This window comes from Myxococcus sp. RHSTA-1-4, from assembly GCF_020037125.1.
Lineage (GTDB): Bacteria > Myxococcota > Myxococcia > Myxococcales > Myxococcaceae > Myxococcus.
In genome coordinates this window covers 66802-82001 of record NZ_JAIQDG010000026.1, presented here as the reverse complement: position 1 = coordinate 82001, position 15200 = coordinate 66802, and the positions used below count along the sequence as shown (strand labels likewise).

Annotated in this window: 12 protein-coding genes and 1 tRNA gene; 2 read left to right on the top strand and 11 right to left on the bottom strand. The window is 70.8% G+C overall.

The annotated features are described in order from the left end of the window. Positions 1–17: 17 nt before the first annotated feature. Positions 18–90: transfer RNA gene (locus tag K8638_RS30305), tRNA-Gln, on the bottom strand. A gap of 385 nt (positions 91–475) precedes the next feature. On the opposite strand from K8638_RS30305, the gene K8638_RS30300 reads away from it, so the two are divergent. Then, positions 476–1099, top strand: coding sequence for a hypothetical protein (locus tag K8638_RS30300; protein ID WP_223758160.1), 624 nt, complete (start codon positions 476–478; stop codon positions 1097–1099). Between the two features lie 101 nt (positions 1100–1200). After that, the gene (locus K8638_RS30295; RefSeq protein ID WP_223758159.1) at positions 1201–1944 is read left to right on the top strand and encodes a hypothetical protein; all 744 of its coding nucleotides are present in this window, start codon (positions 1201–1203) and stop codon (positions 1942–1944) included. 87 nt (positions 1945–2031) lie between these two features. Here the strand turns inward: K8638_RS30295 and K8638_RS30290 are convergent, their stop codons facing one another. The 10 genes from K8638_RS30290 to K8638_RS30245 all read right to left on the bottom strand — a co-directional run bounded on the left by K8638_RS30290 (position 2032) and on the right by K8638_RS30245 (position 15114). Further along, on the bottom strand, positions 2032–3024 hold the full coding sequence (locus K8638_RS30290; RefSeq protein ID WP_223758158.1) for a hypothetical protein: 993 nt from the start codon (positions 3022–3024) through the stop codon (positions 2032–2034). Positions 3025–3357: 333 nt separating this feature from the next. Then, positions 3358–4101 carry a subclass B1 metallo-beta-lactamase gene (gene bla / locus K8638_RS30285; RefSeq protein ID WP_223758157.1) on the bottom strand — a complete coding sequence of 248 codons (744 nt, stop codon included), beginning with the start codon at positions 4099–4101 and terminating at the stop codon, positions 3358–3360. Positions 4102–4265: 164 nt separating this feature from the next. Continuing rightward, positions 4266–5831 (bottom strand): mucoidy inhibitor MuiA family protein, encoded by a 1566-nt coding sequence (locus tag K8638_RS30280; RefSeq protein WP_223758156.1) that lies wholly within the window; start codon positions 5829–5831, stop codon positions 4266–4268. Between the two features lie 10 nt (positions 5832–5841). Next, positions 5842–8043: a mucoidy inhibitor MuiA family protein gene (locus K8638_RS30275; protein WP_223758155.1), complete on the bottom strand. Its 2202-nt coding sequence runs from the start codon at positions 8041–8043 to the stop codon at positions 5842–5844. A 113-nt stretch (positions 8044–8156) separates the two neighbouring features. Further along, on the bottom strand, positions 8157–9476 hold the full coding sequence (locus K8638_RS30270) for an SBBP repeat-containing protein (RefSeq protein WP_223758154.1): 1320 nt from the start codon (positions 9474–9476) through the stop codon (positions 8157–8159). A gap of 122 nt (positions 9477–9598) precedes the next feature. After that, complete coding sequence (locus K8638_RS30265) at positions 9599–10249, bottom strand: bifunctional 2-polyprenyl-6-hydroxyphenol methylase/3-demethylubiquinol 3-O-methyltransferase UbiG (protein WP_223758153.1); 651 nt, start codon at positions 10247–10249, stop codon at positions 9599–9601. Between the two features lie 117 nt (positions 10250–10366). Continuing rightward, positions 10367–11005 (bottom strand): zinc ribbon domain-containing protein, encoded by a 639-nt coding sequence (locus tag K8638_RS30260; protein WP_223758152.1) that lies wholly within the window; start codon positions 11003–11005, stop codon positions 10367–10369. 84 nt (positions 11006–11089) lie between these two features. Continuing rightward, entirely contained in the window at positions 11090–12361 is a 1272-nt protein-coding gene (locus tag K8638_RS30255) for a hypothetical protein (RefSeq protein ID WP_223758151.1), read from the bottom strand. Between the two features lie 302 nt (positions 12362–12663). After that, on the bottom strand, positions 12664–14379 hold the full coding sequence (locus K8638_RS30250; protein ID WP_223758150.1) for an NAD-dependent malic enzyme: 1716 nt from the start codon (positions 14377–14379) through the stop codon (positions 12664–12666). 156 nt (positions 14380–14535) lie between these two features. Further along, positions 14536–15114 (bottom strand): hypothetical protein, encoded by a 579-nt coding sequence (locus tag K8638_RS30245; protein WP_223758149.1) that lies wholly within the window; start codon positions 15112–15114, stop codon positions 14536–14538. Positions 15115–15200 lie beyond the last annotated feature (86 nt).

The window sequence follows — 15200 nt, the reverse complement described above, 5'->3', positions numbered from 1 at the left end:
CTCCAGGCAGGACTCTCTGGATGAACGGAGGATTCGAACCTCCAACCCCAAGATTCAGTGTCTTGTGCTCTTACCAGTTGAGCTAGTTCTGAGATGACCCCACGTGTGGAGTCAGCTCCGTTGGTGGACCTTGCGGTGGCCCGTCGCCGGACGGCCCGATGTGAGGGAGCCACCGCGAGCAATGGACCCGGGGACACCCTGTCCGGTGCGTGAGCGCAGGGCGCCCACGGCCAGACACGGGAGCCCGGGGACAGCCCCGTGGCACCTCTGGATTCCGTCGCTTCGCAGGGACGTGGAGGTGGGGCGGGGCCTGACAGCGGGGCACGCGCGGACTCGTGGTGTTGCTCGGACGGGGTGCGTGCTGGAATGCCCGGGTCGGCGCACTGCATCGGGACTGGAGTTGGAACACGAGCGCCGCGGCAGTCCGTGTCACTCCTTCGATGGAGCGGTTCCGATGCGTCGATTGAAGTTCGTTTTGGCTTGTGTGGTCCTGCTGCTGCTCGCGTGTGCGGGTGGGGCGGAGGCGGTGAGGGAGGACTCCGCTGGTGAAGTGGCTCCAGTGGAGGGAAGCGTCTTCGTGGAAGGGGCCACGGAGGAGGGGGATGGAGGCCCGCCTGGTGCCTTCCTTCCTGACGATTGGGAGCACCTCGTCTGGGGCACGGACCCGCTCGATGGCGCCGTTGCCCTGCGGCCACCGGTGCGGCGCGGTGGCGGCGCGAGGGCCGTGCGTCAGCCTCCACTGCTTGCGACTCCACGGCCGACGCCTCTGCAGGTCCAGGTTCGCGCGCAACGCACCGCGAACCATGCGGTGGTGCTCCAGGCACGGCAGACCTATTACCAGCGGCTCAAGGAGGCACAGGCGACGTACCCGAACAGCTCAGGGTACGAGAACCACCACCTGATACCCATGTACCTGGGAGGCCCGAAGAACGGGCAGACGTACCGGCTGCCGATCGCGTACCACAAAGCCATTACTCAGGCGTTTCGCCAGGAGTGGAGGTACGGTCAAAGAAGACCCAATCCACAGGAACTGACGGACATTCTCGTACAAGTCTACGCCAAGTACCCGATTCCCCAGCTCATCGGCATCACCCCTTGAACATGCGCGAGACCTTCGAATTCAGAATCGCTGAAGACAGGGCCCGGAGGTTCCTTGCTCCCGACCTGGGAGTTCCCCTGAGCGACATTTTGCGGAAGGTGGTGCTTCCAGGCGATGACCCCCGCGTCCAGGAGATTGGAGACATCCAGCGTGCTCAGAGGAAGAAGGGCGAACTCTTCTTCACCTACTGGCACATCCATCGCAAGTACACGGCGGAAGAACTCCAGTCTGCAGAGTTGCTGGACCTCATCATCCGCGCGTACTTCGAGCCGCCGGGCTCCATGTGCGGCACCGAGTACGACGACGCGGCCGCGTGCAAGCACTGCGGCGCGGACGCTCCGCTGAAGACCGAACTCATCCTCAACACGAAGCGCATTCCCAAAAGCAAGGACATCGCCCAGAGCATCGCGGGAGAGGTGGTGGTGTCCTCCCGGTTCGTGGCGGCCTTCAAGGAGCATGGGCTGCGCGGCGCGGAGTTCCGTCCCGTCTTCCACAACGGCCGCAAGGGCCCCCAGCCCTCCGAGTGGTACCGCCCCGTTTTCACCTCGAAGCCCCTGAAGCTGGATGCGAAGACGGTGGCGGGCAACAACCCCTTCGACCTGGACGAGCGCGGTGAGTTCCGCTGTCCGAAGAGGCACATGGCGGGGCTCAACCAGATCTCCGAGCTGTACCTGAAGCGCGCCAGCCATGATGGCAGCGACCTGTGCATCACCGACAAGTACTTCGGCTGCAGGCGCGGTGAGCTGAGGCCGGAGCGCCGGCTGCTCATCTCCCCGAAGCTCCGTGAAGTGCTGGAAGGAATGAACGCCAAGGGCTTCATCCTGGAGGTCGCCCACCTGGTCTGAAGTGCGCGGCGCCACACGCGCGTGGTCCTCCTCACCCACGTTCGATGAGGAGGGCTGTCTTCTCACGTGAGTCCGTATCGCCTGTGCCTACTTCGCCGCGTCGGGCTGTTCGCCCTCGGGCTCGAGCGGCGTCGGCGCCTTCGCGGTCTGCTCGGGCGGCGTCGTGAGGACGGGCTGCACAGCCGGGTCCGGCTGGAACGACTCGGAGGGCTCGGGCGGCTTGCACGCCGTGGGCTCCTCCGTGCTGGCCGGCTCCTTCTGGCTCAGGTCCACCCGCACCTGCTTCGCCGCCAGACGAGGCGGGCACATGGGCAGCGGCTCGCCGGACGTCGGCTTCGCCACGCGTGGACCCCGGGACGTCGAGTCCCTCCGCGACGAGGAATCCCCTCGCGACGTCGAATCTCCTCGCGACGTCGAGTCGCCCCGAGCCAGCGAGTCGCTCTGCGTGTTCGCCTTGCCCTCACTCGTGGACGAAGAGGTCGCCGTCGCGATGGCCGCGGGCGCAGGCTTCTTCGCCGCCTCGCCCAGCACCTCCGTCAGGCGGTTGTTGCTCTCGTGCATCTGGTCCCGCGCCCGCGACATGTGCGCGTCATGCCGCGCTTGCGCCTGCTCCATGCTGGCATCGTGCTGGGCGCGCACCTTCTCGATGCTCGCCTGATACGCGCCGCGCTCCTTCTCCAGGTGGGCCTTGAGCGTGTCCCGCTCCTGGGAGACCTCGCTCAGGCGCTGCTCCACCGCGCTCTTCTCCGCGTTCAGCACCGTCTCCGCCCGCGCCATGCACGCCGCGAGCACCTTCTCCTCCGGCTCGCGCTCCGGCAGCGGGTCACCCCGGTTCCACGCCACCAGCGCGCTGCTCTGCCAGCGGTAGTCCGCGTGCATCACGCACTCCTGCACCAGCCGCGTCAGCCGGTCCTCGGACCAGACCGGCGTCGGCCGTGCACAGGGACCAATCTCCTCCTTGAGCTTGGATGGGAAGCTGCGGACCTGCCGCACCCAGCAGCCGTTCCGCTGCTCCATCCTCGACGCCGTGCAACCGCTCACCGTCATCGCGAGCACCACCACCGCCGCCATCCGCTTCATGTCTCCCCTCCATCCCCAACCATGGCCGTCGTCCGGCCCGCGCTCCGTGCGCGCAGGGTAGGAACGATGGAATGGGCAGCCCATTCAACCGGGCCGCGCGGGAGGTCCGGGATGTCCATGGGCAGACGGAAGAGGGCAGACAGGCGAGCACGGAGCGGCCCATCTCGCGTGCGCTGCTCAACGCTCGCCGCTGCCCACGCGGCGCACGAGACCCGTGCTTCCACGCCATGGCCACGCGGTTGCGCTCCCCCTGCGTCCACGTTTCCACGGGTGACGACCCGGCGCGGAAGTGAGACGCGCCGGGCACCCACGGTGGAGAACTCGTGGAGGACTTCAGCGAAGCAATTCCTCGGTGTGGCCGAGGAGCTCCGGACCGCCGGGCGCACCGTGGCCGGGCACCACCACCTGGAGGCCCGGGAAGCGCTCTCGCGTGCGCTCCAGGCTGGCGGGCCAGGCCGACACGGCCGCGTCCGCCACGTTGCCCAGGTCCTTCGCGGCGCCATCCTTCACGAAGCAGCCACCGAAGAGCACGCCGCTCCCCGGGTGGAACACCACGATGTTGTCTCTCGCGTGGCCCGCGCCGGGGAAGAAGAGCTCCAGGGGCCCCAACGCCTGCTCCTGGGAGAAGGTGCGCGGAGGCACGGGCAGGCCTCGCTCCTTCGCGAGCCTCGCGGTGTCCTCCAGCCCGTACACAGGAAGTCCCTTCGCCACGAGCGCGGGCACGCCGCCGGTCCGGTCCTCATGGAAATGTGTCACCACGGCCGCGCGCACCGGGCGGTGCAGGGTGTCCCGGGCCCACGCCACCAACTGCTCCGCGTGCCGCGCATTCCACCCCGTGTCCACGAGCAGCGTCTCCCCGCCGTCCTCGATGAGCAGCCCATTGGCGGGGTAGCGGTCAAAGTCCTCTCCCGCCAACGTCGTGTGGAGCCAGACGCCGGGCGCGAGCCGGCGCACGTGGATGTCTTCCGCCACCGTGTACTCGCTCGGGCCGTCGTCCAGCGCGGCGCGCTCCGGAGTGGAAGCACACGCGGTGCCGAGCAGGAGCACGATGCAGAGGCGGAGGGATGGGATGTTCATTGGGGGCCTTGGTTGGGGGCGCAAGCGCGCGTCTCGTTGAGAGCGCGCCCGGATGCAAGCCACATGCGCGCTCAGGCCCATCATGCAAGGCCGGGCGTCGCCGTGAGCGCAGCCACCCGGCGTGGCCTCGGAGCCACACCCCGTGGCTCCGAGGCACCACGCACCTACAGCCCGCCGGTGTCGTAGCTGGAGGGCGCGTCCACGTGGAAGAGGAGGTCCACGGTGCGCTCCTGCCCCGGAGCCAGCTTCACCTTCCACGTGGCGATGCCGTCCTCCGCCGCGAGCGTGTACCCGGCCGTGGACTCCGGCTCCAGCTCCACCTTCACGTCCTCCAGCTCGGAGACGGGGATGTGCTCGGACAGCTCCACCGTCTCGGGACGCTCGCGGAGGTTGGTGAGCTGGAAGCGGTAGGCGTAGCGGAAGCGCTGCTTGCCGCCGAAGAGTCCCTTGGGACGCTGCACCTCCTCCACCACGGTGCGCTTCACGCGCAGCCCCTCCTCCAGCCCGAAGGTGAGCTCGAAGGGCGCACCCTTCGCCACGCGTCCCAGTTGCTGGTGCCCCAGGAAGCCCGTGTCCCGGAAGAGGCTGACCGGGCCCGGCAGCAGCGGGAAGGGCGTGGTGTTGGCCAGGCGCGCCACGCGGAAGACCACCGGGTGCAGCTTGGGCACCGTGCGCCAGGAGAGGTTCGCCTTGAGGCGGTGGCGGCCCAGGCGCACCCGCACCGCGCTGCCGTCCCCAGGCACCCGCGTCGCCTCCTGGGCCTCCCACTGCACGGACAGCCCCTGGGCCGAGACGCGCAGGCCCTGGCCCTCCGCGTCCTCCGCCCCGGCGCCGGCCTCGGCGTGCGCGTGCTGCTCCTCGCGCCGCACCAGCACCTTGCGCTCCTTCGGCTTCTGCACGGCGGAGACATGGAGCGGCGTCACCTCGGGCGGCGTGGCGTCCTGCCGAGGCTGCGCGGTGGAGAGGAATAGCTTCGCCCCCGCCCAGTCCTCGCCCGTCTCCTGGCGCACCGTGGCCAGGGTCGTCAGCTCCACGACGCCCGAGGCTTCCTCCTCCCGCGCCTCGTAGAGCGGCACCCAGGACGTGCCGCCCACCAGGTACGTCAGCTCCACGCGGACCTGCGAGCCCTCGGGGCAGGACAGGCGTACCTCCACGTGCTGCTCGCTTCGCGCGGCGAGCGTCTTCAGGCGCGCCAGCTCCGCTTCCGCCTCGGCCTGTCGCTGCTCCACCGCGCGCTGCTTCTCCGCGACATCCCGCGCCTCCTTCACCGCGCGCAGGCGCACCGCCAGCGCCGAGTCGAAGGCCGAGGCCCAGGTGCGCGTGTCCGCCTTCGACGCGGTGAGCTCGTGGGTGACGCGGGCCACGGCCACCTCGGTGAAGCCCTGCGACAGCCGGTCCAGGTCCTTCGCCTGCCGGGCCGCGGCGTCCAGGGTGACCAGCTCGCGGTCCAGCTCGACGGCACGCGCTTCCCACTTCGCGAGCTCGGGCGCCAGTTCCTGCTCGCGCGTCCGGGTCTCCGCGGTGAGGCCCTCCAGAGTGGCGCCGGTGGCGCGGGCGCGGAAGCTCTCCCGGGACGCGGCCGGGGGCAGGTGCTCGAAGACGGCGGTGGTGGCGTGGGTGCACGTCACCGTCCGCGCGCGAGTCACCTGCGCGCGGTCCGGGTAGATGACGACGGAGGAGACCTGGGACGTGGTGGCGAGCGCCACGAGGGTCAGCGGGAGCAGGTACATGGGAGCGTCCTCACGGGCTCTGGTACAGGCGCCAGTCCAGGGGACGGCGCAGGGTGTATTCGAAGGAGACGGTCTTCTTGCTGGAGGGCGGCACCACCAGGTCCCAGCTCAGCTCGCCGGTCTTCTCGTCCTGGCGAGCGGCGGGCGTGGTGCGCACCAGCTTCACCTCCACCTTGCCGTCCTTGTTGAGGGGCCACTGGTCCACCACGCGCACCGGCAGGGGGAAGTTGTACGGGTTGGGCACCTCCAGCGTGACTTCGTACGTGTTGACGTCGTCCTTGGAGAGGAGGCCCTCCCTGGACTGCACGAGCCGGATGTTGCGGGCGGCGCGCACGGAGCGGTCCACGCCGAGCGGCAGGGTGAAGGGCTCGCCGGGGACGACGAGCTCCAACGCGGCGGAGCCGGCGGGGTCGGCGCCGACGAAGAGGGAGGCCTCGCCGCCGGGCAGCACGCTTCGAGAGGGGCTCTTGAGCTGGGCGACGAGGTAGGCGTCCGGCGCGAGGGCGGGGAAGACCTGACGCTCGACCTGCACGGGCCAGGACTCGATGCGCAGGGGAATGGTGCGCTCGCCCTGGCCGCTGCGCACCGTCTCCGGACGCGGCGCGGTGAAGGCCAGGTCGTAGCCTCCGGCGAGCGCGGCCGGCGAGCGCGGGTCCAGTCTCGGAGGGCTCCAGCCCGCGGGCGGCGCCAGGCCCACGGAGGTCTGCACCTCCAGGGCGCCCGAGGGCAGGGTCCCGCTTTCGAAGCTCGTGCTCGAGCCGCCCCTGGCACCGGGCCGGGAGACGGCGATTCTCCGGGTGAACTCCTGGTCGACGGGCACCCCCGTGGTGGTGGAGCCGACGTCGAGGGTGGGCGCACGCCCCGTGATTTCGATGACCTCACCGAGGCTCTCGGGGAGCAGCTCCACGTTCACCCGGATGGTGCGGTTGGCGCGAAGCCGGACGTCGGCGCGGGCGTAGGGCCTGAACTCCTCCTTCTCGAACCTCAGGGTGTAGACGCCGGAGGGGAGGTTGGGGATGCGGTAGTTGCCTTGCTCATCCGTGACGACGACGTGCTCTCCACTGTACGAGGGGGACGTTGCCGTGACGACGACATCGGGCGCGACCTGCCGGCTCTGGGCGTCGATGACGGTGCCGATGATGTTGCCCGGAGCGTTGGGCAGGTCGGCCGGTGCCTGGGCGGGGGCCGGAGGGCTGGCGGCCACCGTCTCCGGCTCTTCATCGGGCCTGCCCGCGCGGGCCAGGAGCTGCCTTCGCAGCTCGAGCTCCAGGTCCGGCTCGGGAATACGATTCGGCAGGGGCGGGGGCGGGCTGGCGGTCTCCTCCCGTGCCTTGGGCGTGGGGATGAAGCGCTCGGTGGTGCCAATCTTCCACGTGGCGAGCCGGGGCAGCGCGGTGGCGGTGGAGGGCAGGGCGGTGCTGAGCGTGAGCTTCGCGCCCTCCCAGTCCTCGCCCGTTTCCTGGCTGACGCGGCCGGAGAAGGCCACCTGCACGCGCTGCTGCTCCGGGATGAGCTGGAGCTCGTAGCGCGGGTACCAGCGGACGTGCTGGGGAACGAGATAGGAGAGCTGCACCTTCGCCTGCCCGGTGCCGGCGAGGGTGACGGCCACCTCGATGCCGGGCTTCCGGGGCCGCGCTCCGAGCTGGCCCGCCTCTTCGAGGCGCTTCGAGCGCTCCGTCCGCAGGGATTCGGACTGGTCCGCCAGCGCGCGGATGCGCGCCTCCAGCTTCGCGGCGGTGTCGACGAGGAAGGCCGCGGAGGTGCCCCACGTCGCGGGGGCGAGGGGCGCCATCGCCGGCACCCGAGAGGCGAGGTCGTCGTCACCTCGCGGCACCACCGGCTGCACCCGGCGAAGCGCGGCGAGCTGGGCCTCATGGGCCGCGCGCTCCGCGCCCACGCGGGTGATGGTGTCATCCAGCCGGTCCAGCGTGTCGAGCAGCTTTCGCGCCTCCTGCTGGGGGAAGGGTGGGGCGCTGGCGGGGCGCACGTCCACGGAGGCGACCTCGGCGCCCTGGGCCTCGACGCGGATGGACTCCGGGTCCACGAAGTCCGGCAGCCGGGGCAGTTCCACGCGCTGGGTGCCGGAGACGCCGAGGGTGGCGGTCCGCACCACGCGGGCCCGGTCGCTGTAGACGGTGACGGCGGTGATGGGCGCTTCCGTGGTGGCGTGGACGAGGCTCGTCGCCACCACTCCGAGTCCGAAGAGGAGCATGGCGCCACGCTATCCAGCGCAACGCCAGCACATCTTCATGGAGTCATCATGGAGCCGGCATGAAAGACTCACATTCGAGGCGCTGACACCTCGGGGGCCGGGCTGCTCGCCACTCAGCGGCTCCCATCCGCGCGCCACCGCGCGAGGAAGAGGTCCCGCCCTCCGTGCGCCCCGCCTCCACCCGGTATTTCGCCGTGGGTCGTTCCCATCACCAGCACGTCGCCGCGCGGAGACAGCGCCACGTCTTGCACCTCATCGTCCGCGGGCGAGCCGAGCTGGCGCACCCACACGCGCTCTCCGTCCGGCGTGTAGCGCGCAACGAATGCATCACGCCCTCCCTGGCCGGGCCCGTCCAGCGCCGCGGTGGTGACGCCCGCCACGTACACGTGGCCCTCCGCGTCCAGCGTCATGCTCCGTGCGCGGCTGAAGTCCTCCGCCGCACCGAGCCGCCGCATCCACTTCAGCGCTCCGTCCGCGTCGAACTTCAGGAGGAAGGGAGACTGCCGCCCGTCATTCTCCAAGCTCCCCGTGATGAGGTCCGAGTAGGACATGGCGAGCACCACCACGTCTCCATGGCTGTCCACGGCCACGTCGAAGACGGCATCCGTGTCGGGCGTGCCTCGTTGTCGCGCCCACCGGCGTTCTCCCTCGGGGCCGAGCCGCACGAGGAAGAGGTCGAAGCCTCCTTGTGGCGTGCCGGCGAGCGGCCCCAGCGTGGTGCCCACGACGTACAGCCCACCGTCCGGGGCGCGCGCGGCCGCGTGGCCCACCTCACCGTCGTAGCGCTCTCCGTCCGCGCCGAAGGTGTGGCGCCGCCGGACCTGGCCGTCCTCCAGGGACAGCCGCTCAATCATTACCTCCCAGCCGCGCTCGGGCGCCTCCTGCGTGCTGCCCACCGTCCAGACTCCTTCCGGGGTGAGCGCGAGGCGGCTCGCCATCTCCGGCTCCGCGGAGCCCCGCTGCTTCATCCAGCGCCGTGTGCCATCCACTCCGTAGCGGGCGACGAAGAGGTCCGTCTCTCCGAGGTGCGCCGCGCCCGGCATCGCGCCCTGGGTGGTGCCCAGCAGCAGCAAGTCTCCATCAGGCGTCAAAGCCAGGTCATTCGCTCCATCCCACGCGGGCGAGCCGAGCGCGGCCGTCCACGCGAGGCGCCCATCCGGCTCCAGCCGGCCGAGCAGGGCATCCGAGCTCCCGGCGGTGCCCTCCGTTCCCCAGGCCCCATTCGAGGTGGCCGCGAAGAAGACATGGCATGCTTCGTCCACCGCGAGCGCGGCGGCCTCGTCCTCCCCGGGCGTGCCCAGCTGGAGGACCTCCCACTCCGGTACGGTGCATCCGTTCGCGGTATCTGGTGGCGGCGGCGCACCACAGGCCACGAGCCCCAGCAGCAGCGCCGCGGTGCTGCTTCCCCGGCGTTGTCGTTCCTTCGTCCCCATGTCCCTGACTCCTGTTCATCCGCTGGCGAGGGCCTTGCGGGCCGCGCTTCCGGAAGTGTCTGTGAGTGAGACCGGCGAAGGGGCGGAAAATGGGAACTGGAATTTCTGGCGCGAGCCGGGGCCTACCGCCGCTCCACGTCCCACCAGCCGAACCACATGGTCCGCTGCTCCGTGAGGTGGACCCAGCCGGGCGCGTGCACATACGCACGGGGCAGCAGGCCCGCGCCCGTCACCGCGCGGGCCGTCTCCTCGAAGGAGTACAGGTGCAGTGTCACGGCCGGGCCTGCCGTCTGCACCTCTCGCGTGGGGGACTCATGGCCTTCGAGCCCGGGCCGCCGCTCCAGCACCGTGAAGAGCAGCCGTCCACCCGGCTCCAGCGCCGCGGAGAGATGACCGAGCACCCGCGGCAGATCCTCGCAGAAGTCGAGGCAGCCAATCGCCAGCGCCACGTGGAAGCGCCCCCACTCCGGGGGAATCGGCTGGTGGTAGCTGTGCAGGTGCCACGCCCCCTCGGGCCGAGCGCGCCGCGCCAGCTCCAGCATCTCCGGGGACAGGTCCGTGCCCACCACAGCGACGGACGCTTCCAGGCCTCGCGTGTGCAGTCCCGGCCCACAGCCCACGTCCAGCACGCGGCACCCGGGTGTCACCGCCTCCGCGAGGAAGCGCTCCACCCGGTCCTCGTACCGGTGCAACACCGGGAAGAGCGCCTCGTAGGCCGGGGCAATCTCCCCGTACACTTGCCGCACTCCGTCTTCCTGCGTGTCCCGGGACATGGTGCCTGGAGCCTACGTGCCACGCCGCCTATCTTCGAGAGCCATGTCCGCAGGTTCGCGGCAGCTCTGGCGGGCGATTCCATGCACCCACTGCAAGTTCCCCGGCGCGCGTGCCTCTCACCCGCTCCGGGGCGTGCCGCACTCCGGGCAGAACTTCGCGCGCTCCGGAATCTCCTGGCCGCACTTGCCGCAGCCCACCTTCTGCGCGGTGAGCGGCTTGCCGCACTCGCCGCAGAACTTCCCTCCATCCACCCTCGCGTTGCAGTGCGGGCACGCCGCCACGCGTGTCGCCTTCATGTCGAGCGACGCCACCTGGTCCACCTTGCGTGCCTTCTCCCGCGCCTGCTCCACCGCCACGTGGGCCTGGATGGAGGCCGCTTCCTCGCCGAGGTCCGGCGCGCAGGCCTCGCACATGCCGCGCGTCTCGTTCCAGCACGACTGGGGGCACACCCACTTCCCGCACCGCGTGCAGTTCTTGAAGTGCTTCTTCCCCTCGCCTACCGCCTCGGCGTAGGCGTCATCCCAGCCCTGGCCGCGCAGCGCGTCCTTCAGGTGCGTGCCCGCGTGCGCCGCCCGGCCAATCGTGCCGCCGAAGAAGGAGCCCGCCGCGCGCAGGAGGCCCGTGGCCACGCCCACCTTGCTCGCGATGAACGGCGACATGTGCCCGTTGCCGCACTTGTCGCAGAAGAACTCGAACTGGAAGCCGTAGTCGTTCGAACGGTCCGTGTAGTTCCGGGTGAACTGAATCATCGACATGCCGCGCGTGCCCCCTGAGGACTCGGGGCTCACGCTAGCACGGACACACGGTGGCTCTCAGCCCCGGAGCTGGTGGAACACCGGTCAGGCGGCGGCGGCATGGTCCAGTGAGCGCCAGGTTCCCAGCGCCCAGTCCTGCTCGTCCGGGTCGTCGAAGCTCACCACGCAGAGGGCCCGGCGCCTGCCGGAGCTGCACAGTGCCGTCAGGCGGCACTCGCCCGGCTCGACGTGCAGCGAGGCGCGGCCACTCACCCGCTTGCCGTGGTGTTCCAGTTCCAGCGCGCGGCGCTCGGCGCTGGTGGGCGCGAGGCTGTCCTCCGCTCCGTCCTCCAGTGGAACGAAGCGCACGCTGCGCCGGTGGTCCCTCGCCACCCACGTGCCGTCCTGGAGGTGCGCCTCCGCGAGCGAGCCGGGGATGCGAATCTCCCAGCCCTCCGGAAGCGCCACCTGCACGGCGCCGCGCCGGTAGCCCATGGGCGGGCCTCCCCGGGCCTGGGCCGCGCGGCGGCGGACCTCTTCCGCCAGCGTGCCGCCCACGCCCAGGTAGCCGAGCACCTCCTGCCACTCGCGCCAGGGGTAGGGCAGCGCCGGGTCCTCGCGCCACGCCAGCTCCAGCAGGCGGGCCACGTCGCGCAGCCGCCCGCGCTCCTCGTCCAGCAGGGGCGGGCGCCACACCACGTCCGTCCACAGGCGGCACAGCGCGCGGTTCAGCCGCGTGCGTGCGTGGATGCCGGGCTTCCACCAGGGGAACACGTCGATGCCCAGGCGCGGGTCGTCGTACACGTTGCGCAGCCACCGTTCGTCGCGAGGCCCCAGCGGTGTCAGCAGCGCGCCCGGGTGCTCGAAGGTGTGGCCGAAGCGCATGGAGAGCCCGAAGCCGGACTCTCCCAGGCGGCGCATGCGCAGCACCCGGGCGACGGACTCCTGGATGGACGCCAGCATGTACACCTCCACCGGGCCCGCTTCGCCCGTGTGGAAGTAGCCCGTCGGGTCGCCCATGCTCGCGGCCTCGTTCGCGTCCGCCCACGTCACCCCGAGCGCCTCGCCCATCACCTTCAGCGTGTCACACAGGAAGACGTGGTAGCCGGGGCCCACCGCGGACGTCTCCGCGGAGACGACGAGCCGGCCGCCGCTGGCCGCGACGAGGGAGATTTCGCTCGCGGCGGGGTGCAGGCGCAGCCGGAGCATGGGGGCGCCCAGGGGGCCGGTGCCGCGGTGGAGGCCTTCCAGCAGTTCGCCGGTGTGCTCGTGGAACCAGCCCTCCACGCGCCGCAGCCAGGACTGTGCCTCCTCGGGGGGCGAGAAGAGGGACTCGCCCCCTCCTCGCCGGCCGGCCAGCAGCAGCTTCACACTCATCGGTCCCCACCCGTTTTCAAACCTCGTACCCCTCGGCGATAGCGTGTCTGTCCGGCCTCGAAGGTGCCACCGACGCGCAGTGCCGGCCGCCCAGGCTCCACGTCGCTCGGAAGCGCCGCCGGAGCGGCGTGGGCCTGCCTGCCCGGCTGCTCCCTGTCCGGGGTCATGGGGCAACGCTGCCAGGGCCTGGGCGGCCGCTCAAGCAGGCCCCGGGACGACGGGTGTCCGGGGACCGGCCCGAGCGCCATCCAGGCGTCAGCGTGACGTGAGCGAAGCCCGTGAGGCGGAGTTGCCTCGAGGCCTCAGCCGCCCCGTGCCGGGCGGATGGGGAGGAACACCGGCCTCCACATCTGCTTCTCCAGGTGGGTCTCCAGGTCCTCGGGGAGTTGCTCTTCGCAGACGCCGTCCTTCACGGCCTGGTGGATGACGGCCAGCGCCACCCGCTTGCTGGCGGTGCGGATGCGGTCCATGCGCGGGTAGAGGCCACCCTGCGCCAGCCGCTGCGCATCCACGTACCCGCTGAGCTCCAGCGACGCGGCGGTGAGCATGCCGTCCGTCACCTTCCGCGCGCGGCAGGTGAGCACGCCCAGCCCCAGGCCCGGGAAGATGAACGCGTTGTTGCCCTGGCCCACCGGGTGGCGCGTGCCCGCCCACTCCACGTCGGGGAAGGGGCTGCCCGTGGCCACCAGCGCCCGGCCGGCCGTCCAGCGGTAGACGTCCTCCGGAGCCGCCTCGCTGTTGGCCGTGGGGTTCGACAGCGCGAATACGATGGGGTACGGCGTGTGGCGCGCCACCTCGCGCACCACCTCCTCGCCGAACGCGCCGCGCTGGCCGGACAGTCCCAGCAGCACCGTCACCTTCGCCTCGCGCACCGTCTCCAGCAGCGAGGGGATGGCGCCCTGGAGCTTCCAGCCCGCCACTCGCGCCGGGTCCTGTGCCAGCTCGCGCTTGTACGGCTCCAGCCCCTTGCGGTCCTTCAGGATGAGGCCCTTGGAGTCGATGAGGAAGATGCGCTCGCGCGCCGCCTCCAGGCTCAGGCCCTGGAGCTGGAGTCCGCGGACAATCTGCCGCGCCACGCCCACGCCGCCCGCGCCCGCGCCGTGGACGACGAAGGTCTGCTGCGCCAGCGGCTGCTGGCTGCGCCGGGACGCCGCCAGCAGGCCCGCGAGCACCACCGCGCCCGTGCCCTGGATGTCGTCGTTGAGCGACGGCAGCACGTCCTGGTAGCGCTCCAGCACGTCGAAGGCCTTCTGCTTGCTGAAGTCCTCCCACTGCAGGAGCACGCGGGGGAAGCGGCGCTGGAGCGCGGTGACGAAGCGGTGGATGAAGTCGTCATAGGCCTGGCCCTCCAGGCGCCTCATCCGCACGCCGAGGTAGAGCGGGTCGTCCAGCAGGTCCTGCCGGTGGGTGCCCACGTCCAGCTCCACCGGCAGCGTCACCGCCGGGTCGATGCCGGCGGCCGCCGTGTACAGCGACAGCTTGCCGATGCAGATGCCCAGCCCGCCGAAGCCCTGGTCGCCGATGCCGAGGATGCCCTCGTTGTCGGTGGCGACGATGAGCTGCACGTCCGGGAAGGGCGTGTTCTCCAGCAGCGAGTCGATGCGGTCGATGTTCTCCGGGTTCACCACCAGCCCGCGGGGGTAGCGGTAGATGCGGCTGAACTGCTCCACCGCCTGCGCCACCGTGGGGGTGTAGATGATGGGCATCATCTCCTCGATGTGCTTGTCGAGGAGCGCGTAGAAGAGCACCTCGCTGCGGTCCTGGAGCGCGCGCAGGAAGACGTGCTTCTCCAGGTCGGTGCGGAAGCTCTTGAAGTTGTCGTAGGAGCGCTCCACCTGTTCTTCCAGCGAGGAGACATGCGTGGGCAGCAGGCCCATCAGGCCGAAGGCCTCGCGCTCCTCCCAGGTGAAGGAGGTGACCTTGTTGAGCAGTGGCAGGCGGGTGAGCAACAGCCCCGGCAGGGACGTCTCCAGGTAGGGGCGGCCTTGAGCGTCGAGCTTCTTCTCGTACTGTTTCATGGGGGCGAGGGGGCAGGGGTGTGGGCAGCGTGCCGAGGTATGCCTTCGGAGTGGGCATGCCGCCACGGGATTTCAACGGCCCCTGAAATGGCGGTGCCCGCGCTGTTCACGCGCGGGCACCTTCCCCGGCTTCAAGCTGTCAGGCCGGGCGCCGGGTTACTTGCTGCCGCCGGTCCCCGGGTCGGTGCTGGTGCCCGTGCTGCCGCTCGTGCCCGACGGGTCCATGGAGGTGTCGTCGCTGGTGCCCGTGTCACCCGCGCCGGTACCCACGTCGCCCCTGCCCGTGCCCGGACCCATGTCGCCCGTGTCCACGTCTCTGCCGGTGGCCGGTTCATCCGTGCCCGTGCCGCCCGTGCCCGGCTCCACCGGCTCCATGCCGGGCTCCACCGGCTCCATGCCGGGCTCCACCGGCTCCATGCCAGGCTCCACCGGCTCCATGCCAGGCTCAGTGCCCGTGCCGCCCGTGCCCGGCTCCATGCCGGGCTCCGTGCCCGGCTCCACCGGCTCCATGCCAGGCTCCGTGCCCGTGCCGCCCGTGCCCGGAGGCGTGGTCCCGGTGTCGCCGCCCGTGGTTCCGGTGTCGCCGCCCGTGGTTCCGGTGTCGCCGCCCGTGGTGGACGGCGCGGCGGGTTCTTCCTTTGTCGCGCCCGAGTCCGACTTACAGGCGGTACCGAACGCGAGGACGCCGGCGGTGAGGGACGCGACGACGAGCTTCGTCTTGAGGAACTTCTTCATGGTCTGCACTCCCGGGTTGAGGGTTGCTCGCTGCTGCGACCGGAACGTGAGCAGCCGATATCCGGTGTGCAGGGTGCGCCCCTCCG